Annotated in this window: 11 protein-coding genes and 4 tRNA genes; 8 read left to right on the forward strand and 7 right to left on the reverse strand. The window is 41.7% G+C overall.

Annotated features, from left to right (window positions below):
• The first annotated feature begins 59 nt into the window (after nt 1–59).
• The gene (gene glmU / locus HG267_RS29740; RefSeq protein WP_045871260.1) at nt 60–1,418 is read left to right on the forward strand and encodes a bifunctional UDP-N-acetylglucosamine diphosphorylase/glucosamine-1-phosphate N-acetyltransferase GlmU; all 1,359 of its coding nucleotides are present in this window, start codon (nt 60–62) and stop codon (nt 1,416–1,418) included.
• A gap of 139 nt (nt 1,419–1,557) precedes the next feature.
• Here glmU and HG267_RS29745 read toward each other — a convergent pair whose 3' ends face one another.
• The 4 genes from HG267_RS29745 to HG267_RS29760 all read right to left on the reverse strand — a co-directional run bounded on the left by HG267_RS29745 (nt 1,558) and on the right by HG267_RS29760 (nt 12,340).
• A complete protein-coding gene (locus HG267_RS29745) occupies nt 1,558–7,686 on the reverse strand; it encodes a CHAT domain-containing protein (RefSeq protein ID WP_045871261.1) in 6,129 nt (2,042 codons plus the stop codon).
• A 100-nt stretch (nt 7,687–7,786) separates the two neighbouring features.
• The gene (locus HG267_RS29750) at nt 7,787–8,752 is read right to left on the reverse strand and encodes an isoaspartyl peptidase/L-asparaginase (RefSeq protein WP_045871262.1); all 966 of its coding nucleotides are present in this window, start codon (nt 8,750–8,752) and stop codon (nt 7,787–7,789) included.
• Nucleotides 8,753–8,784: 32 nt separating this feature from the next.
• Nucleotides 8,785–8,955: a DUF2256 domain-containing protein gene (locus HG267_RS29755; RefSeq protein ID WP_071989422.1), complete on the reverse strand. Its 171-nt coding sequence runs from the start codon at nt 8,953–8,955 to the stop codon at nt 8,785–8,787.
• Between the two features lie 502 nt (nt 8,956–9,457).
• Nucleotides 9,458–12,340: a GAF domain-containing protein gene (locus HG267_RS29760; protein WP_228045350.1), complete on the reverse strand. Its 2,883-nt coding sequence runs from the start codon at nt 12,338–12,340 to the stop codon at nt 9,458–9,460.
• Between the two features lie 143 nt (nt 12,341–12,483).
• Between HG267_RS29760 and HG267_RS29765 the strand changes: the two genes are divergently transcribed.
• A complete protein-coding gene (locus HG267_RS29765) occupies nt 12,484–13,626 on the forward strand; it encodes a quinone-dependent dihydroorotate dehydrogenase (protein ID WP_045871264.1) in 1,143 nt (380 codons plus the stop codon).
• Nucleotides 13,627–13,812: 186 nt separating this feature from the next.
• Here the strand turns inward: HG267_RS29765 and HG267_RS29770 are convergent, their stop codons facing one another.
• A complete protein-coding gene (locus HG267_RS29770; protein WP_045871377.1) occupies nt 13,813–14,547 on the reverse strand; it encodes a hypothetical protein in 735 nt (244 codons plus the stop codon).
• 578 nt (nt 14,548–15,125) lie between these two features.
• Here HG267_RS29770 and HG267_RS29775 point away from each other — a divergent pair.
• The 6 genes from HG267_RS29775 to HG267_RS29800 all read left to right on the forward strand — a co-directional run bounded on the left by HG267_RS29775 (nt 15,126) and on the right by HG267_RS29800 (nt 18,376).
• Nucleotides 15,126–15,249: transfer RNA gene (locus HG267_RS29775), tRNA-OTHER, on the forward strand.
• Between the two features lie 73 nt (nt 15,250–15,322).
• Nucleotides 15,323–15,458: transfer RNA gene (locus HG267_RS29780), tRNA-OTHER, on the forward strand.
• A 35-nt stretch (nt 15,459–15,493) separates the two neighbouring features.
• Nucleotides 15,494–15,635 (forward strand) — tRNA-OTHER (locus HG267_RS29785).
• 76 nt (nt 15,636–15,711) lie between these two features.
• Nucleotides 15,712–15,835: transfer RNA gene (locus tag HG267_RS29790), tRNA-OTHER, on the forward strand.
• A 37-nt stretch (nt 15,836–15,872) separates the two neighbouring features.
• Nucleotides 15,873–17,477 carry a TROVE domain-containing protein gene (locus HG267_RS29795; RefSeq protein ID WP_045871265.1) on the forward strand — a complete coding sequence of 535 codons (1,605 nt, stop codon included), beginning with the start codon at nt 15,873–15,875 and terminating at the stop codon, nt 17,475–17,477.
• A 449-nt stretch (nt 17,478–17,926) separates the two neighbouring features.
• Complete coding sequence (locus HG267_RS29800) at nt 17,927–18,376, forward strand: response regulator (protein ID WP_045871266.1); 450 nt, start codon at nt 17,927–17,929, stop codon at nt 18,374–18,376.
• Between the two features lie 137 nt (nt 18,377–18,513).
• On the opposite strand, the gene HG267_RS29805 is transcribed toward HG267_RS29800, so the two are convergent.
• Together HG267_RS29805 and HG267_RS29810 are read right to left on the reverse strand one after the other, a co-directional pair.
• Nucleotides 18,514–20,667: an ATP-binding protein gene (locus HG267_RS29805; RefSeq protein WP_045871267.1), complete on the reverse strand. Its 2,154-nt coding sequence runs from the start codon at nt 20,665–20,667 to the stop codon at nt 18,514–18,516.
• 583 nt (nt 20,668–21,250) lie between these two features.
• The gene (locus HG267_RS29810) at nt 21,251–21,481 is read right to left on the reverse strand and encodes a hypothetical protein (RefSeq protein WP_155539334.1); all 231 of its coding nucleotides are present in this window, start codon (nt 21,479–21,481) and stop codon (nt 21,251–21,253) included.
• Nucleotides 21,482–21,615: the final 134 nt, after the last annotated feature.

Consider the following 21,615-nt stretch of genomic DNA (forward strand, 5'->3'; position numbering starts at 1 on the left):
CCTAAATCTTAAAAGGCCAAGCGCAATAGCGCAATTCATTTATAGCTGATAGCTAAATTATGGTAGTTGTAGCAATTCTAGCGGCGGGACGGGGCACCAGGATGAAATCACAGCTGCCCAAGGTTTTACATTCTTTGGGTGGGCGATCGCTAATTGAAAGAGTGCTGGAAAGTGTAGAACCACTTTCACCTTCAAGGCGGTTAGTGATTGTGGGATATCAGGCTGAGGAAGTGAAAGCAGCCATGCAGTCTGTGCCTAATTTGGAGTTTGTCGAACAGACTGTACAGCAGGGAACAGGTCATGCTATCCAGCAATTACTTCCGCATCTGGAGGGTTACAGTGGGGATTTACTGGTATTAAACGGTGATGTGCCATTGTTAAGCGCTCAAACTCTGCAAAATTTGTGGCAAACTCACCAAGAACATCAAAACGCCGCCACTATCCTCACCGCATACCTACCCGATCCTCAGGGCTATGGGCGGGTGTTTTGTGATAGTGAAAATATTGTGCAACATATTATTGAAGACAAAGATTGCACAACTGCTCAAAAACATAATCGGCGAGTTAATGCTGGGGTTTATTGCTTCCGCTGGCAAAATTTAGCTCAGGTATTACCTCACTTAGAAGCAAATAATAATCAAAAAGAATACTATCTCACTGATGCTGTAAGTCAAGTTGGAAAAGTGATGACCGTAGATGTGGAAGACTATCAAGAAATTCTCGGCATCAACGATCGCCTACAATTAGCCAAGGCATACGAGATTTTACAAAAGCGAATTAAGGAAAAATGGATGTTAGCGGGCGTGACCCTCATCGACCCTGACAGTATTACCATTGAAGACACTGTAGAATTAGAGCCAGATGTAATTATTGAACCGCAAACGCACCTGCGCGGTAATACAGTCATTAAAGCCGGAAGTCACATTGGCCCTGGAAGTTTAATTGAAAATAGCCATATAGCTGAAAATGTCACGGTGCTATATTCCGTAGTCAAGGGTAGCACTGTGCAAGCTGGCACCCAACTAGGGCCTTACACTCATTTACGCGGTCAAGTGCAAATCGGTGCTGGCTGTCGGATAGGCAATTTTGTGGAATTAAAAAATACAGAATTAGGCGATCGCACAAATGTGGCACATCTATCATATTTAGGCGACACGACAGCAGGTACCAAGGTTAATATCGGTGCGGGGACAATTACCGCCAATTACGATGGCGTGAAAAAACACCGTACCAAAATTGGCGATCGCACTAAAACTGGTTCCAATAGCGTCTTAGTTGCACCAGTCACCTTAGGTAATGATGTCTATGTCGCTGCTGGTTCTACTGTCACAGAAGATGTGCCTGATGATTCGCTAGTGATTGCCCGTGCGCGTCAGGTAGTTAAACCTGGTTGGCGCAATAAGAGTGCTGAGAGTTAGCCATAAAAAATGTAGAGACCGTATTGGGGAAAAGGTGAAAAGGTAAGGGTTAAAGGTTTTTTCTTGCCCCTTTTCCCTTTCTCCTTTTGCCCTTAACCGATGAGCATTGGCATGGTTTCTACATTCCCTTTGCTAAAATTCAATTGACTTCGCCAATTAAAGTAAACGCTGCCCAGTTGACAGGGTCAGGGTGGGTCTTCATAGTGGTCAACATCGCTTGTCTTAAGGCCGCAGCTTTATCAGAATTTTTACTGCTATGTTGATAAAACTCAGTCATTAACGATGCTGTTGGTGTATCTGGTACTTGCCATAGAGAAACTACAATGCTAGGTACACCTGCGCTGATAAAAGACCGAGATAAACCAATTACTCCATCCCCTGTGATTTTTCCGCGGCCAGTATCACAGGCGCTGAGAACTACGAGTTCAGCTTGTAGTTTCAAATCCAAAATTTCTTCCGCAGTTAATAAACCATCATCTTTACCTGCGGGTGCAAGGGCTATAGCACTTCCCAAACCACGTAAATCATCAAACAATCCATGTGTGGCTAAATGAATGATCCGTGATTGGGTCATTTTTTGGGCGATCGCTGTTTCTGTTGCCTGACTACCTGTGATCGCTTTGGTTTTGAGTAGAGGTGCGATCGCTTTTGCTTCCTTTTCTGCACCCTCTAAAGCTGGTAGTTGTTGCGGTTTTCCTTCTGGTACAAGGGATACAAAAGGCATCGTAGGGTTACCTACTACTAAATTTGGCAGAGAAGCTGATTTACCTTGGTGTGCTCGTTTTTGCTGGCGAGTTAAATCTAAAAGTTGAATCGATGGCGCAGTAAGAATTGTGTGTTTTTCTACTAAGTATTTGTTTTGTTCGTCTTGTAATGCGGGGAAGGGAACCAAGAACAGGGAACCTTGAGGAATGAAAATAATGCGATCGCTGGGGTTGCTGGGTAGCTGGTTGGCGATCGGTTTAATTAACAAATCATAGAGTTGTTGTAAGCGTTTGGGTTGATTTGCACCATCAGCTGCTGCGGCGACAATCCCACCTGCGCGACTTCTTACCCCTATAGATAGCCGGGAGATATCAACTAATTGGGCTAGGTTTTTATTCTCTTTTTGCAATAACGGCTTGATATCTTGGCGATGAAATGCCACTTCACCTGTGGGTTTAACTACCCAAATATATATTTCTGATTCTTTGGTTTGTTGTTTATCTTCTTGATCAACAATTGAATATTGCACCAAAGTGGCATTTTGTGCTTTCGCAATTTGTTTAATCTGCTCAATATTTGGCGGCGTAATGTTTGATTTTTGTGTTGGGTTTGGAGATAAGCGCCTTGCGAGTAATTCTACAAAAGCACGCGAACGACCGCGTTCAGAAATTTCTAACGCCTCATTAATTTTATTTTGAGCAATTAAAACTTCTTGCAGTAGGCGATAGGTGCGAGATTGTTTTTCAAAGATAGAAACTTTATTGGCATCATTTAATCCAGCGCGAAGAGATTCCCAAATTTTCATAGCTTCAAACAGGTTTTTCTCTGCTTCTGGGAGATTGTTTGCTTTAATCAAAGCATAAGTTAAATTATTCAGTGCATTACCTTCTGCTTCCTTATCTTCATTTTGTCGTGCTTTCGCCAAGCTTTGATTGTGGAGTTCAATTGCTTTGGTAGTTTCACCTAGAGAAAGATAAGTATTTCCTAAACCGGCTAAAGATTCGCCAGGGATTAAATCTAGAGTTTCTTTGTAATATTGAATAGCTTTTGAGTAGTCACCCAAGACATAATAGACATTTGCCAAATTGACTTTATCTTTGGCTACACCAGAGGTATTTTTCAAATTCTTATCGATGGCTAATGCTTGCGAGTAATCCTTAATAGCTTCGTGATATTTACCTTGGAAATTATAAATATTTCCTCGCCCTCGGAGAATTTCTGCTTTGAGTTGAATATCTTGTTGTTGTAGAAGTTTTAATGCATCTTCGTAATACTTAATTGCTGGTTCATAATCTGCTAAAGAATTATAAACACTGCCGAGATTGGAGAGATTTTTGGCTTGGATTTCTGGGTAATTGTTTTGTTGGGCAATGCTTGATGCTTTGCTGTAAGAATTAATAGCGTTGGTGTAATCGCTGAGACAATAGTAAGCATTCCCCAGTTTTTCTAGAATGACAGCTTGGTTTTCGCGATCGGAGATTTGTTGATAAATTTTAAGAGCTTTTTGCCACGGTTCAAATGCTTGGGCGCAATTGGGGGCGTAGAATTGTAGATCGCGTAATCCGTCTGCTTCAACTTTGGGGGAAGAAGAAATTTCAGATAAAGCCAAAACTGTTAGTTGTTTAGCATTTGTGTCCCACACACGGGCAGTATCATCCCAAGATGCAGTGACAATCCTTTGTCCATCTGGACTAAAACTGGCATTCTTGACATAATCCTGATGTCCTTTAATTTCTGCAAGCAACTTGCCAGATGTATCCCATAGACGGGCAGTCTTGTCATCAGATGTGGTAACAATCTTTTGTCCATCTGGGCTAAAACTAGCACTGTTGATATCGCGCTGATGTCCTGTCAATTCTGCAAGTAACTTACCCTGCACATTCCATAGATAAGCTTTCTTGTCATCAGATGTAGTGACAATCCTTTGACCATCTGGGCTAAAACTGGCACTATTGACATAGTTTTGATGCACTAGTTCTGCAACCAAATTACCAGATTTATCCCACACATAGCATATCCTGTCATATGTAAGTAGAATAATTAGCTCACCATTGGGGCTAAAACTGGCACTCGTCCAATCTTTCTGATAGACTTTCAGTCCTGCAAGCAGCTTACCAGATATATCCCAAATCCGAACTGTCCTGTCATAAGATGTAGTGATAATTTGCTTGCTATCTGGGCTAAAACTGGCACTAGTAACATTTTCCTGATGCCCTTTGAGTTCTGCAAGCAGCTTCCCAGATATATCCCACACACGAGCAGTATTATCGTTAGATGCGGTGACCACTAACTGGCTATTGGGGCTAAATTTGGCACTTTGGAGTGAGCTTTTATGCCCTTTGAGTTCTGCAAGCAGCTTCCCAGATGTATTCCACACACGGGCAGTATCATCATATACAGTAAGAATTAGCTTACCATCAGGACTAAAATCGGCACTTGACATCACAGATGGATGCTCTAATTCTGCAAGTAATTTGCCATTTGCATTCCACACACGAGCAGTAGCATCGGTAGATAAGGTAATAATTAGCTTACCATCAGGACTAAAACTGGCACTGTTGACACCGCTCTGATACCTTTGCAGTTTTGTAAGTAATTTGCCATTTGTATCCCATAGGCGGGCACTTTTGTGGGATGTGGTAACAATGAACTTGCCATCAGGACTAAAACTGGCACTACTAACATTACCCTGATCCCCTTTGAGTTCAAAAAGCAGTTTTCCATTCGTATCCCAGACACTGGAGGTAGATGAACTCGTAATAATTTGCTTACCATCGGGGCTAAAGTTAGCGTCAAAAACTGAGTCTTTAAAGCCATTGAGTTCTAAGAGCAATTTGCCATTTGTATCCCATATACGGGCTGTTTTATCATTCGATGTAGTAACGATTAGCTTGCTATCGGGGCTAAAACTGGCGCTGTTGACATCATCTTGATGTCCTTTGAGTTCAAAAAGCAATTTGCCATTTGTATCCCATACAAGAGCTGTTTTATCTTTGGATGCAGTGACAATTCTCTTGCCATCAGGGCTAAAGCTAGCGTCAACGACTGAGTTTTCAAAACCATTGATTTCTAAGAGCAATTTGCCATTTGTATCCCATATACGGGCTGTTTTATCATTCGATGTAGTAATGATTAGTTTGCCATCGGGGTTAAACTGGGCACTGTTGACATCACCTTGATGCCCCTTGAGTTCTGCAAGCAATTTGCCATTTGTATCCCATACACGGGCTGTTTTATCCTTGGATGCAGTGACAATTCTCTTGCCATCGGGGCTAAAGCTGGCACTGTTGACATAATCCTGATGTCCTTTCAGTTCTGCAAGAACCTTACCTGATATATTCCATACACATGCTGTTTTATCCCAAGATACGATAACAATTTGTTTGCTATCAGGACTAAAATTGGCACTTGTAAAGAAACCAGAACAGGCTCGAGAAGGTAATTTTTGAGGTTTCGCTATATTGGTTGAGGGATTTTCAGATGTTTGTTGCTCAACTAGCTGGGTGTGAGAAAGATGCCATACACGCACTGTTCCGTCATCGGATGCGGTGACTATTTGCTTCCCATCCGAGCTAAAATTCGCACTGTTAACGGTATCTTCATGTCCTTTCAATTCTGCCAGCAATTTGCCATTTGTATCCCACACACGAGCAGTTTTATCAGATGATGCGGTGACAATTTGCTTCCCATCCAAGCTAAAGTTAGCACTGTTGACATCGCCCTGATGTGCTTTCAGTTCTGCCAGCAATTTGCCATTTGTATCCCATACACGAGCGGTTTTATCATCGGATGCTGTAAGAATTTGCTTACCATCCGGGCTAAAGTTAGCACTGTTGACACCACGCTGATGTCCTTTAAGTTCTACCAGCAATTTGCCATTTGTATCCCACAAACGAGCAGTTTTATCATCGGATGCTGTAAGAATTTGCTTGCCATCTGGGCTAAAGTTAGCAGTGAAAACAAAGCCTTTATGCCCTTTAAGTTCTGCAAGCAAGTTACCAGAGATATCCCATATACGGGCCATGCCTTCAAATGATGCGGTAACAATTTGCTTGCCATCCGGGCTAAAATTCGCATCAGTAACAAATACTGGAATTACAGATTGTCGTTCTGTTTTTTGTTCTGTAAGTAATAGGGCAGAATTTACCCAATTTGCAAACAATTTGCCATTGTTATCCCATACACGCACTGTTCCGTCATTGGATGCAGTGACAATCAACTTACCATCTGGGCTAAAGCTGATATTTCTGATGAAACCCTGATGCCCTTTAAGTTCCGCAAGCAATTTGCCATTCGTATCCCATATACGAGCGCTGCCATCATTGGATGCAGTAACAATTAGCTTCCCATCAGGGCTAAACTTGGCATTTGTTACACCATCTCGATGTCCTTTAAGTTCAGATATTAACTTGCCATTGTTATGCCACAAACGAGCAGTACCATCCCAGGATGCTGAGACAATCAACTTACCATCAGGGCTAAAATTGGCATTTTTCACCCCATTCCGATGTCCTTTAAGCTCAGATACTAAACTGCTATTGGTATCCCATATACGAGCATTACTGTCAGATGATGAGCTAATAATCCACCTGTTATCCTGACTCCAATTGACACTATTGATTCCTCCTTCATGGCCTAGCAACTTTCCTACCAATTTTCCCGCAGCATTCCAAATCAGTGCAGTTTTATCTACCGATGCTGTAACGATTCCTTGACCATCCGCACTAAAACTGGCGCTATATACACTATCTTTATGTCCTTGTAAAACTGTTAACTGCTTCCCCGATACATCCCACACTCGCGCCGTTTTATCATCAGATGCTGTAACTATCTGCTTACCATCTGGGCTAAAACTTGCACTCCATACTGTATCCGTATGCCCTTTTAACTCTGCCAGCACCTTACCCGACAAATCCCAAACACGCGCCGTTTTATCAGCCGCAGCCGTGACAATTCTCTGCCCATCCGGACTAAAATTGGCACTGTAAATACTCCCCTCATGCCCTTTAAATTCCGCCAACTGCTTTCCTGAAACATCCCAAATCCGCAAAGTTTTATCAGCACCAGCAGTTACAACCCGCTTCCCATCAGGGCTAAAACTGGCGCTATTAACATTACCCTGATGTCCTTTAAGTTCAGCTAACTGTTGCCCGGAATTATTCCACACACGAGCAGTACCATCAAAAGATGCAGTCACAATCAACTGTCCATCAGGGCTAAAATTGGCACTCCGCACACTTCCCTGATGCCCTTGTAATACCAGCAATTCCTTACCCGAAAAATCCCATATCCGGGCGGTTCCGTCACTACCTGCGGTGACTATGCGCTTACCATCTTGGCTAAAACTGGCACTGTTAACACTACCTTCATGTCCTTTAAATTGCCTTTCTTCCGCAAAGTAATCAACAAAGTTCCCTGATAAAGCAGAATTTGCTTTCTGATTCGGCGTTTGGGCTAACACCTGGGTTGCAGGGAACAATATTGATAAATTTTGCCCAAAAGTTGGTGAAATTACTACCAGGAAAGTAATAAAAGCAATTAAAAGGGTTCGGCAATAACGCATAACTTTTGTTGTGGGTAGGTCAAATTATCACTAGCAGAGCTTCACAAGTTATATATCTCCCACACCCCTGGGGTTATGCAATTTTTGTGCCGAATTTTAATTACTCTGGACTAACAATACAGCCAACATTTGTAGCTATGGGAAGTTCTAAGGTATCGCCAATTCTTTGACCGTCATGGTAGGCAGCGAGTAATACTTGGCTGGTTTTACCCCAAGCGATCGCACCTGTGGCATCAAGTGCGATCGCACCCAAATCCCGCTGATTATTATGTGCTTCTGCAAATGAGCGTTGCATTGCTTCTTTGAGCGACATACCGTCAGTTACACGTACTACAATTTTGGCGGCTAGGCATTCATCAATAATGTCTTCCCCAATTCCAGTACAACTGACACCTGCTTTTGTAGTAGCATAATTACCCGCAGGCATCGCAGAATCACTGACTCTACCAATCCGCTCAAACCCCTTACCGCCTGTAGATGTGCCAGCAGCTATTTTGCCATAGGTATCTAAAGCAACAACGCCTATCGTACCGCGTCCGGCATTGCTGGTTTCCACTAGTTCCGGTTCTGCTACCACCCCAGCCATTGTACTTTTGAAATTATCCTGACGCTCCTGTATCCATTCCTGCAAGCGCAAATCCGTTAAAGCGTTGTAGCTAGGAATCTGCAACTCCCGCGCCAGTTCTGCGGAACCGTAATCTGAAAGTACTCTATCGGGTGAGGTTTGGAGAAATTGTGCCAACTGAATTGGGTTCTTCACCCGTGAAATATTAATAACACCACTAAAGCGTCCTAATGTCCCATCCATGAGAGAAGCACTCATGCGGATTTGACCATCAGATTGCAACACCGAACCAGTACCAGCATTAAAGCGGGGGTTATCTTCCAATAATTGGCATCCTTGCACTACCGCTTCAGCAGCGCTGGCTCCAGAAATTAGCAGAGAATAGACTTCCTCCACCACTGTATACAGCGCTTGGCGCACCGCCTCCACTCCACCTTTCCCGTGTAGTGAACTTCCAGCCCCTCCATGAATAATTAATTTTGGCTGCACCTGTAACTTCATATATTATTTGCGCTATTTGCGTCTGGGTGGTTTTAGTTTGAGTCAGTTTGATTTTTAACGTTAGAACGCCGACGGCGGCAACGTTCTGAACAGTATTTCACTTCGTCCCAGCAATCTTGCCATTTCTTACGCCAGCTAAAGGGACGTTCGCATACCGGACAGATTTTTGTAGGTAGGTCAGATTTAGAACTTGTACGCCCCATATTAATACTGTGCAGATGAGAGAAAAATTGCGATCGCGATGGAAAATTATTATAACCAAATTGTTACAACGGGGGGATACTTTTTGCGAACAAATGTGGGGTTAATCCCCCTATAGGGTTATTTATAGTCATCCAACGGGGAGATTGAAAACAATTGGCAGATTTTGCGGCTCTTAATCAGCCGTTAATGTCCCTCTAGAGTAAGATTTTGCCTACCTTCCTAAATATAGAGACTGAGAAAAATCTCGGTATGTGGGGAGATTGCCTATTAGCAAAAAGTCTGCAAATTTGTGGGTCATACCCCTCACAGATTTATTCTAGAAGTTACGTGATTATACTAACTTAGTATTTAAGGCTAATTACTGTGGTAAAAAATAACATTGATAGATATGGAGTTTGCAGAAGGTCATTCAGATCCCCGACTTCTTCAAGAAGTCGGGGATCTAGAAAAAGCTTTGATCTGTTTTGGTGGAAAATCTCAGTCCCCAATCCCCAATCCCACTCAATGAACCACTAAAGGCAACAATAACCGACTGACTACTCGATGATCATCTAATTGATAAATGTGCAATTCTCCTTGTAGTTGTTGCATGACATTTTTACAGATGAGTAGATGTAAACCTGGTGGTTGATCTAGGGAAGAAATAGCCAACAAATCCTTGGGGATATCTTGATTGAGTTCTGCTAATAGTTGCGCGTCAATCTCGCCGTTATCTGTAATCGAGATATCTAAGGTGCGTTGATCTACGCGGCGACACCAAATATCAATTCTGCTGCCAGATGCACTACGGTTACAGGCTGCAACCAACAATTCATGCAGCACCATTTCGATTTTGGCAATATCACCAGCGATCGCCATTGCAGATAAATTTACGGAATTTTGAATACTGTTAAAATCTCCAGTATTTTTAGTTGCATCCTGATTTGTATCTGATTGTCCCAAACCATGTACACCTATCCATAGCTTGTGTTGTTGGCGTAAATTCTCTATTCTTTCCATTGCACGCTTTAACAAACTAGCTATGGGCATGGTTTCCCATTTAATCTGCAATTGCCATTGTTCAAGTTTTAGCAGTTCCGTAATTGAGGCTGTTGTCTGCTCAAACTGCCTAAATATTGGCTTAGAGCGAATTTGCGTCATTTCCTGAGCCGGAGTCCCTAAATCATTGAGTTGGGAAATTAACAGGGTAGCAGCTCTTTGGATTTCTTCTAAACGACTATGCTTATACCAATTGAGTTGGTTTAAGTCTTGGTTTTTAGAATCTAAAATTTGGCTGATGCGTTTTTGCCGATGGAACCAAGCTAATTGATAAACAAGAGTTTCCGCTGCACTCAAGCTTTGCTGTGACCAATAACGCTCGTGATGGTCTGCTAATAACACTACACTTGTAGGTTGATAAGCATCTGTAGTCCGCAAAACCATCACTAAGATTTGTCCAATATCAGGCCCGTTTAACCATCTTCTCGTTTGTGCAGGTAAATCATCTATGGTAACGCTGAGGTGAGCTGCTTGGGCCAAAGCCCACTGAATCACAGCTTCACTTTGAAGGAAGACAGGTGCATCAACAACAATCTCAAATCCTTCATTAATTACCCCAGGAATAATTTCTACTCGCTCCTTGCCAGCAGACCAAGATAGCATAATTGCTAGCGGACAACCGAGAACAGATGCGATATGTTGTAGGGCTGTACGTTCTAAATGATTTTCTTCTACCTCGGCTGTTTGACTTTGGGTTTGTGCCAAAATCAGCAAGGATTGCTGAAAGCTTTGTAAAATTGTTTTTTGCTGCTCGTTATTATCTTGTAGCTGCCACTGGCGGATAATTACACCTATTTGTTGGCTAATGCTCCAGAGTAGTTGTTTTTCTAAAGTTGTCCAAGTGCGATGGCTTTCATGAGCAATCAACACAATTGCTGTGGGTGAATTACCTTGAGCGCAGTTGCAAATTAACAGAGAATGTATGTCATTTTCGCTTAAGAAGGGTCGCCAATTAAAAAAGCGCAAATCTTCGTCTAAATTTTCAATTTCTACTGCTTCCGTTGCCCGTTGCAATAGTTGTCTGTCTAAGTCTTTGAGGGCTTGCAGGGTAAATTTTAAAGGTCGGCGATTTTGCTGTTGGCTTTGGTGAACAATTTGATAATGATTTTGGTCGGGGTCATAGCGCAACAATAAAAAGCGGCTAGTAGCGAGCCTATCTAAAACTCTTTGAGCGCAAATGCGTAAAGTTTCATGAAGGTCATGTTCGCTATAAATAGCTTGGGCAATTTGGCTAGTTAATTGAGCATCCTCTTGAATTTGTTTGATGGTGGTTTCCATACTTTCAGTAGGAGCCAGTAGCGAAATTAATCCCGCCGCACCTTGGACAAAATTTTTGTCTGCATCTGTCCAAATCCGAGCTTGATTACCTTCTACTGCTAGAAAGCCTAGCAAATCCTTGTAGCAAATAATGGGAGCAGCCAAAAGCGATCGCACTCGCAGGCGTTGCAGTAACTTGCCTGTAAAATGCGTATTTAGGGAACTGCGGGATTCACCAATCCAGACAATTTGGTTGACCGATAAAGCATAATAAAATTCGCTCAAGTCTTGAATGGGAATTTTGACTGCTGGTTGTTGGGGAGAAAAATTGCGACTGCTGGGAGAAACTTGATTGCTCATCCGACACCAAAAGTAGCGTCCTTCTCTCTCAAACCAGTAAATACTCGTACGGGAAGGGGAGACAAATTCTTGGGTGGCTTCTACTACTGCTTCTAGCCTTTGTTCTAGGTTACCGAGCAGGCGTAAACTTTCCAGCAATTGCAATAGCGGCTTTTCCGCGTGTTTGGTTTGCTGTTGCTGCAAATCCATCTCATATTGATAAAGTACTGCCCCTAGTTCGGCTAAAACAATTAATAGTCTAGCTTGAGCTTCTCCAGATAATAAGTAACCCCATTTTTTAGAACCTAGCAATACCACACCCATGCAGTGGTCTCGATACCGCAGTGGTAAAATCACTGTGCCTTGAATGTGGAATTTTTTAGCTATTTCTTGCAATGTTTGGGAGCGATTTTCACCTTGTAAATCAGCTATACCCAAGGGACGCTGTTCAATTACTACTTGCTCTAATAAATCTCCAGGGCTAAGAGCTAGCTTTTGATATAAAAAATTACCATCTCTAGTTGGTAGAATCCCGCCTTTACCAAACAATCTATGATTTAGGCGATCGTAAAGCGCAATCCACACTACTTCGTAGGCAAAATGCTCTTTAATATAAGAAAGAGTAATTTCAATCAGATTTTCAAGATGATTTTCTTCCCGGAGTTGTTGCAGGACTCGCCCCAAGGAAAAAATCTGTTTTTCAGCAGCTGTAGGTTTTTCTGGCGGCCCCATCTGATTATTAGTCAACATTGCTTTAATATATAAAATGCCCAGAAAAGCACCCTGAAACTCAGTTGCGTTTAAAAATAGCAGCTAAAAATAGATAGGAGAATGCGGAAAGTTATTTTCTGTTGAAATCTCAAATCCTATTTTTCCTCGCAACCCTCAATTGAATGGATATTTATCAACTAGCACTTCGTCCACTCTTGTTTAATCTGTTGAAAACAGATCCGGAGTGGCTACATGAACAGACTGTTCACACTCTCGATTGGCTTTCTCAAACCAACGATCGCCAACCTGCTAAATTGGTTAATCATGTTCTGACGCAGTCATTGTGCCTACAAGATCCACGTTTAGAACAAACTCTATTTGGTCTCCACTTTCCCAACCCTCTGGGTTTAGCAGCAGGGTTTGATAAGAATGGCATAGCTGCCAATATTTGGTCAAGTTTTGGCTTTGGTTTTGCTGAATTGGGAACTGTAACATTTGTTCCCCAACCTGGAAATCCTCGTCCCCGCTTGTTTCGCTTACCATCAGACAAAGCTGTTCTTAACCGGATGGGCTTTAATAATGATGGTGCCGCAGCAATGGCGGCTAGGCTAACACAAGGGCAACAAGAACTCAACTTGCATATCCCCATAGGTATTAATTTAGGCAAGTCCAAGGTAACACCCCTAGAAGCATCTGCCAACGATTATCTCAATAGTTTTCGTTTGCTCAAAGACTTGGGAGACTATTTTGTAGTCAATGTATCTTCTCCAAATACCCCTGGTTTGCGATCGCTCCAAGATGCAACCATGCTCGGCGCAATCCTAGATTTATTACAACAAGAGAATAAAACACAAAAGCCGCTATTTGTCAAGATAGCGCCAGATTTAGAATGGGAAGCGATCGCCGATATTATTACCTTAGCCAGTACATATCAATTAGCGGGGTTAATTGCCACTAACACGACTATCCGCCGAGATATCCTGAAAACTCAAATCATTGAAAAAACTGGCAACCCTGTAACTGAAGAAGCTGGTGGAATTAGTGGCGCACCATTATGCGATCGCTCCACTGAAGTTATTCGTTTTATTTGGCAACAAACCCAAGGAAAATTGCCCATAATCGGCGTTGGTGGCATCTTTACCCCTGAAGATGCTTGGGAAAAAATTACTGCTGGCGCTAGCCTAATTCAAGTTTACACAGGCTGGATTTATGAGGGGCCATTGATGGTACGCCGCATTCTTCAAGGATTACTTTCTAAATTAGAACAAAGCGGATTAACTTCCATCAATGCAGCTATAGGTTTAGAAGCAAAAGTGAAAAATTAACAACAGTTATTCTCGAATCAGTTCTCAAAGTTTGAGTTGGGATGAATACCTCAACTCAAACTTAAGATTGGGAGAAATGAGGGTATTTGACTAACAAATGCAAAAATCCTCAATGTTCACTGTTGACTGATTGTTGATTATTTTGTCTTGGCAAAAGCCTGGCAAAATAGGAGAGAGTTTTGAGCTTTAAGCCTGATCTTCCAAGGGGAAAAACTCTTTGGATTTTCGGGAAAATGACCAGGCAATACCATCAGGATCGCGGCTGCGGCTCCATTCTGGAAAATCAGGATCATTTCTCCGTTTATATACGGTACTGGAATAAACATTGAGACGTTTAGCTAGTTCTGATTGAATCAGAGAACCAAACACTAATTGTTTTTCCAATGGTATTGTTGGCTCTTCATGGGTGGCTGGTGGCAATAATTCATCCTCTGTTTCTTCCTCCTGCTGTTCCTGCGCTGGTGGTGGTTCCAGTAGCATTTGAGCAGTTTGGACAACTGGTTTTGGAGGAAGTTCTTTTACCGGCGGTTCACTACTTTCGAGTATGCTTCCCAAGATGGTGGCATTAATAAAGTAATAAACCGGACTTTCATCTTCAGAATTCAGAATACTGGCACCAAATTCGTTGGCTTTAGTATCAAGGTAGCGTTTAGCTTGAGAGCCAGAAAAATTACCCTTGATTGCCAAGTCCATTGGTGTGACTTTACCCTGAGTTTCCAGAATCAGGCGATTGAAAATAGGATTAACTTGCTGACACCATTTTTGCCATTGAATGCGCTGCCAAGTATTGAAAGCAAAAATCACTAGCATGAAAGCCAGCAAAATTTTCCAGGTGGAAACCAGGAAAATAATCAGAAACGAAATCGGCAAAAGCAGAACGAGAAAAGCCTTCCCGTTGCCTTCTAATGTGTTTTCACTCATGCTCATGGCCGCCAAGTGAATTGTTAGGAAATAAATAACTATTATCTTGGCAAAAATTGTGACATTTTTTTGTATCTTTTGGCAAATTTGTTGGAAAAATATAACATCAGTGATTCTTATACACTGTACATAGCCACAATATTCAGCAAAAATTTGAGCTTGAATCGCCCTGATTGCAAAGCTTTTGCCAGGAAAATCTATTTTTGCCAAAGTCTTGCCACAGGCAAAAATTATAAATTTGGGTATTAAATAATACTTTTATTCGACGAACACCCAATTCTCAAAATAAACACTTGACACTCTGTATTACACGTACTACATTGAGAATACAAGGCGATGTTCTAAAAGGAGTAAGCTTTTAACCGTAGCGGATAGCTCAAATACCAGAGCGCCCACCTTGCCCGCAAGGGCCGATATATCGAGGGTTACCGCAAATAACAGAAAACATCCTTGATTGCAATTCTGGAGGTGCAAGTGAAAATCCTGCTCCGCTACACCAAAATTAGTGCTGAGTCCTGAGTCCTGAGTTTTGAATTTTTCACTCGGTACTCAGAACTCACAACTCATAACTGTTCATGTGGCGGGTGGCTCAGTGGTAGAGCGCTAAACATCCTTTTTCACCCCTTGCCTGCAAAGGCCGACGAATGAGGGTTATCGATTGGGTTCGAGAGGTCGCAGGTTCGATTCCTGCCCCGCCACCCAAAATTTAGTACTAAGTGCTGAGGTTTAAATTTTTTACTCAGAACTCAGCACTCACAACTCATAACTTTTCATGTGGCGGATGGCGAAATTGGTAAACGCACTTGACAAAAAACCTTAATTTATCACCTTGCCTGAAAGGGCCGAAGAGTTGAGGGTTATCGTAATCTAGCAGCCGCAAGGTTTTGCAGGTTCAAATCCTGCTCCGCCACCCCTAAACTTAATTTTGAATTTTGAATTGTTACGTGGGTGTGTAGCTCAACTGGATAGAGCAATGAACGGGTTAATCACCCATAGTCCTTGGTTCACAACCTTGCCTGAAAAGGCCGACGAGTCGAGGGTTATCGTTAATTCATCGGTTGTAGGTTCAAATCCTACCTCACCCGCCAAAATTCCAATTAATTGGATATTTAATTTCAAATCTCCAATCTAAAATCCAAAATCTAAAATCTAAAATTCTTCATGTGGCAGGTAGCTCAGTGGTAGAGCGCCTAAAACATCCTTGTTCACCCCTTGCCTGTAAAGGCCGAAGAATGAGGGTTATCGCCTTCCAAGCGGGATGTCGCAGGTTCGAGTCCTGCCCTGCCACCTTTTATTTTTGCCCGTAAGGGCCGGGAGTTAAAGCTATGAATTATAATTTTTTTACTAAAAAGAAAGCAAATACACCACAAACTCAGCCTATCACCGGACGGGAAGCAGAGATGGTTAAGGGTCGTTCCGGCGGGTATATGTTTGAGGCGGGTATTTGGAAAATGTTGCGCCGTTGTCTATTGATTGGGACAGCAAAAAGCACTTACTATGCTGGCAAACAGGAACTAACAGAAGATTTTGTAAATGTTGTTAAGCAAGCTGTAGCAGAAAATCCTGGGCGGGTTGCAGAAGAAATTCTCTATGCTAGCGATGGACGCGCCATCAATAACAGTGCGCCTATCTTGGCTTTAGTCTTGCTATCGATGGGTGAAACACCAGAAGCGAAAAAGGCATTTGCTGAAATCTTTGGGCAAGTTGTCCGCACTGGTAGCCACTTCTATGAATGGCTGAACTATACTAAATCTCTGCGGGGATTTGGTAAGGTGGTGCGCGAAGCGGGTAAAACTTGGCTATCGCGAGAAGATGTCAAAGGTTTGGCTTATCAACTTTTGAAATATCAACAGCGTCAAGGCTTCTCTCACAGAGATGCATTGCGATTGTTCCACGTCAAACCACCTACAGAAACTCACCGAGAACTATTTGAGTGGGTAGTGAAAGGTTGGGAAGATTTACCAGCAGATATCCCCTCAGAAGCCTTAGCGCAGATTTGGTGGTATGAGTGGTTAAAACGCAACCCGAGCGAAACCCACACTGCGATCGCACAAGGTCGTCTTACCCACGAAATGGCTGCACCTGTGGGTAAAATGGATAAACAAGCTTGGCAGCTACTTTTCCAAGAAATGCCCATCGGTGCAATGCTGCGTAACCTTGGTTCTTTGACAGAACTGGGCGTGTTGCGAGCTGATGAAAGTGCCAATATTCTGCGAGTAGAAGCAGTTCTCAACAATCAAGAACATCTGCGTAAAGGTCGCATACATCCGATTGATGTTTTGAAAGCTCTCAAAACCTATCAATCTGGTGGTAGATTAGGACGCAGCCAGAAAACTTGGGAACCAGTTCCGCGAATTGTAGACATCTTAGAAAAATCACTGGAACTATCTTTTGATGTTGTGCAACCCACAGGCAAAGTTTTCATGCACGCTGTGGATGTTTCTGGCTCGATGTCTTGGGGTGTGGTGGATTCAGTGGGTTTAAGCTGCTGTGAAATCGCTACTACAATGGCGCTAGTAACAGCCAAAGCTGAGAAAAACTACATGATTCGCGGCTTTGCAACCGAATTTAGAGAACTAGGTATCACAGCCAAAGATACTTTTAGTTCTGCAATTCGCAAAGCGAGCAATCAAAACTTTGGTGGTACAGATGCTTCTGTGGCTTACGACTGGATGATTCAGAACAAGTTCAAAGCAGATGTAGTTTGCTTTTGGACTGACAATGAATCATGGGCTGGTCATAAACATCCCAGTCAAGCCTTGGCGCAGTATCGCCAGAAGGTGAACCCTAATGCTAAGGCAGTGTATGTCACCCTTGCACCTTACAACATTACCTTAGTAGATCCTCAAGATCCTCTTTCTTGGGATTTAGCAGGGTTCGACCCTGGAACACCTCGCATCATCCAGATGCTAGCTACAGGCGAACTGTAAAAAGGGTCAAGCATAAAGAATAAAGGGTAAAATCCAAAAATTTTCATCCTTTATTCTTCAACCCTCATACTTCATGGCGGGTTATCCTGGTTCGCAACTTGCCTTTTGAGGCCGAAGAACTTAGGGTTATCGGTTGTATCTCCACCATTCTGGGGATAGCGGGTTCAATTCCCGCACCCGCCTTTTTGATTTTTGATTGATTACCTTAAATGCAGTGGTATAAAAGAGCGTAGTTTACTACCGTAGGCAGCGCTCTTTTTTTATGCATCCTCGCATAAATAACCCTATTGTCTTACCTATGATGGCTAACACATAAATATTTTCGCAAGTTAAAGAAGCGTAATGTTGTGGTAGCTTGTTGATAGATTCTCCCGATACAGTTATGTCTTAACTATATCGGGAGAGTTCCTCCGTAATTGATTAGGGCAACTAGGGAGGCACATGTGATCATGACAAAAAATACAGAGGAATCGCATCCTCAAAAAGACACAAAAAACTTTCCATCTTTAGATAACTTGCGAGTTTTATTAGTAGATGATAATGAAGATAGCCTTTTTCTCACTACATTTATTTTAGAAAATCAAGGATTTCAAGTCACAACAGCAACATCAGTTACACAAGCTCTAGAGACAATTGCAGAATCTAAATTTGACATCTTAATTTCTGACATTGCTATGCCGGAATTTGATGGTTATTCGTTAATTCGTAAAATTAGAAAGAGCACGCTTCCCGAACAAAGAGAAATACCAGCTATAGCGCTAACTGCCCTTAGTTCCGACGAAAGCCGCAGTCTTGCTCTGGCATCGGGGTTTCAAAGCTATGTTAATAAACCTGTAGAACCTACTATATTAATATCAGAAATAACCCGTTTAATTAACGACAATCAAACTACTACATAAATTTAATTTACATACAATACGCTGTATTAATGCTGAGATGACGAAAGCTTTCCCAGAATTGCTGATGTGTTACAGCTTACTTTTGAGTAGAGACGCTATTAATCGCGTCTGTTGCAACTTTTGACTCCACGGCGATACTAGTCCCGATTTTCCATAAGTTTAATAATCCCTGCAACTAATTCTTCTGGGTTAATGGGTTTAGATAAATGCATCTGAAATCCTGCTTGCAGTGCTTGCTGTTTATCTTGACTACTAGCGAAAGCTGTGAGTGCGATCGCCTTTGGTATGGCTTTGCTTACCGCAGCAATTTGTCCTCCTGCTTCTGCTGTCCTAGCCCTGATCTGACGTAATAGAGTATAACCATCCATTTCAGGCATTCCAATATCGCTAATTAACACATCTGGCTTTGTCTGTTCGAGAACTTGCAAAGCAGCTAATGCGGAAGATACTGAAATTACTTCAGCCCCATCTTGTTGTAATACAAAAGCTAAAAAATCTCGTGAATCTGCATCATCTTCTACAAGCAGAATTTGTACCCCAGATAGAGACAAAGAGTTACTAATTAATGACAAAGAGTTATTTTGTTCATTAAATAAAGCTAGATTTCTGTCTTGGATTAGCGGTAAGCAAACAGTGAATGTCGCCCCTAAATCGTTACCAGGACTGGCTGCTGTGACTGTACCACCATGTATCTCGACTATATTACGGACAATAGCTAGTCCTAAACCTAATCCACCAAATTTTCTGGTAGAACTGCTATCGGCTTGGCGGAAGTAATCAAAAGCATAAGGTAAAAACTCTGCATTAATTCCTTTACCTGTATCGCTAACTATGATTTGAGCATAGCCATCTACTTGGTTTAATTGCACTTCTACCTTTCCCCCTGGGGGAGTAAATTTGACAGCGTTGGAAAGCAGATTCCAAACAACTTGTTGCAAGCGGGTAGAATCACCCAAAACAGGCCCTACATTTGGTACAAAAATGGTATTTACCTGAATCGATTTAGTTTGTGCAGCTAAAGTTATAGTATCTATTGCAGATAAGACAATAGATTCTAAATGAAGGCTCTGAGTTTGCAATGTGAGTTTACCTTGCAAAATGCTCGAAACATCCAGTAAGTCTTCAATTAATTGCGTCTGTAACTTGGCATTACGTTCGATTGTTTCCAAGGCTGGAGATATTTTTTCTGGTGCTAATCTGCCACTTTGTAATAACCTAGACCAACCAAGAATGGTATTTATAGGAGTTCGTAATTCATGAGAAAGTATAGCTAGAAATTCATCTTTAATTCGATTAGCTGTTTCAGCTTTTGTTCTTGCTGCTTGTTCCAATTCCAGCAACTGGGCACGTTCTTGTTGTATTTGTTTTTGTTCTTGAATGTCTGTACAAGTACCAAACCATTTTACGACAACACCTTGTTCATCTTTCAGGGGTAAACCTCTAGCTAGTTGCCAGCGATAAGTATCATCAGATGCTCGTTTAAAGCGGTATTCATTTTCATATAAGGTGCCACTGTTGACAGCATTTATCCACACTTCGTAAGCATTTTGTACGTCATCTGGATGTAATGCTGTTACCCAACCCGAACCTAAAGACTCTTCAAAAGTTAGCCCCGTATATTCATACCATTTTTGATTAAAATAATCGCATTCACCTTGAGAATTAGTTGTCCAAACGAGTTGAGGAATGGCTTCAGCTAAGTAACGGTAACGCTCTTCACTTTGCCGTAAAATTTCTAAAATACGCTGGCGTTCAGCAATTTCTAGCTGTAATTGCTCGTTGGTTTTGGTAATTTCATTAGTGCGAGCAGCAACTAATTGCTCTAAATCATTCTGATATGTTCTTAATTGAGCTTCGATGCTTAAACGCTCTGTTATTTGTATTTGTAATTTTTGATTAGCTTGTTCTAATTGAGCTGGGCTAGGAAGCGCTAATGCTTGGGGAACTAAAGGTACAAGTTGTAAGGCTGTAAATAAAGATATTGTGGCAGTTAAGGCTTTAATCAATCCTGATAGCCAATAAGTTGGATGCCAAAGCGTCCAAATTTCCATCAAGTGAGTAGTGCCACAAGCTACGATAAATCCACTAAATAATAGAAAAATCCAATGAAAAGGCAAGTCTTCTCGTTTGCGGACGAAGTAGAAGAGTGTCGCAGGAATAGAGTAATAAGCTAGAGCTATGAGTGCGTCAGAAATTATATGTAGCAAAACTAAATCAGTTTGCCAGAGATAGCAATGCCCATGTGGGATAAATGGGCCTGAACTAAAAAACATGTTCCAATATTCTGACATACACCTCGGATAATGAAATATGAATTAAAACTGAAAATCCTAAATTATAGGATAAAAAATACGTAAAACTATAATTACCTGCTGTTTATGTTGATTTCTCTTACTATCTTCAATTAACAATTTTATTGCTATCGATTTTGTATCCTTGATAAATACTTGTAGCATTGGATTATTTAGTGATTTTATTATTTTTAGCAAATTGAGCGTAAAAAATCATAAGCAGTAAAAATTTATTAAGGTATTTTATTAAGGAATATGATTTAATTCTTAAACTTATTTAAGTGGGTAGATATAGGTAAGGGGGAAAAAGGAATAAATGTTTACCTATAGCATTAAGTAAATTAGTGGCAATCAACCAAACTATGTTACAGAAACGTAAATAGGCTTGAAACTCTGATGAGTAACCAATGACAAAGCGCAAAGTCGAGCCACTGCGTTCCTGTCGCCTCGCGTCGGAAAGCAAGTGGCGTTGAACGGAGGTTTCCTCCGCTCAGAACTTTGTAAGAATAACATCCCTTACCAGTTATCTTTAATTGCACCGCTCTACTTAATATTTTATTTGTACATTCTTATTCCTTGTTTTTTATGTGACGAGTAATTTCCCAACTCCTGCACGGATTGCTATAGCTGCACAAGCATCAAATAAGAGTTTTATTGAAAGCGGCGGGAAACTCCATCCCCTTGTGGGTGGAGAGGGACAGCCGCCCCGCCGCTTGGGGCATTGGGCATTGGGCATTGGTAATTTCTTCGCCATGCCCCATGCCCGATTCCCCATGCCCAAAAACTCCATCCCCTTGTGGGTGGAGTTTTTCATAGTTTATTTGTCTAAGCAGCTCATCATAGCTGTTGATTCTGAAAGTATCAGAAAAAGAAACCCCACCAGATAAAAAGATGGTAGGGCGATTCAATCAAAAAAATTTAAGATTTGTAAATTTTTATATATATCCC

It is taken from the genome of Tolypothrix sp. PCC 7601 (genome assembly GCF_025677855.1).
Classification (GTDB): domain Bacteria; phylum Cyanobacteriota; class Cyanobacteriia; order Cyanobacteriales; family Nostocaceae; genus Aulosira; species Aulosira diplosiphon.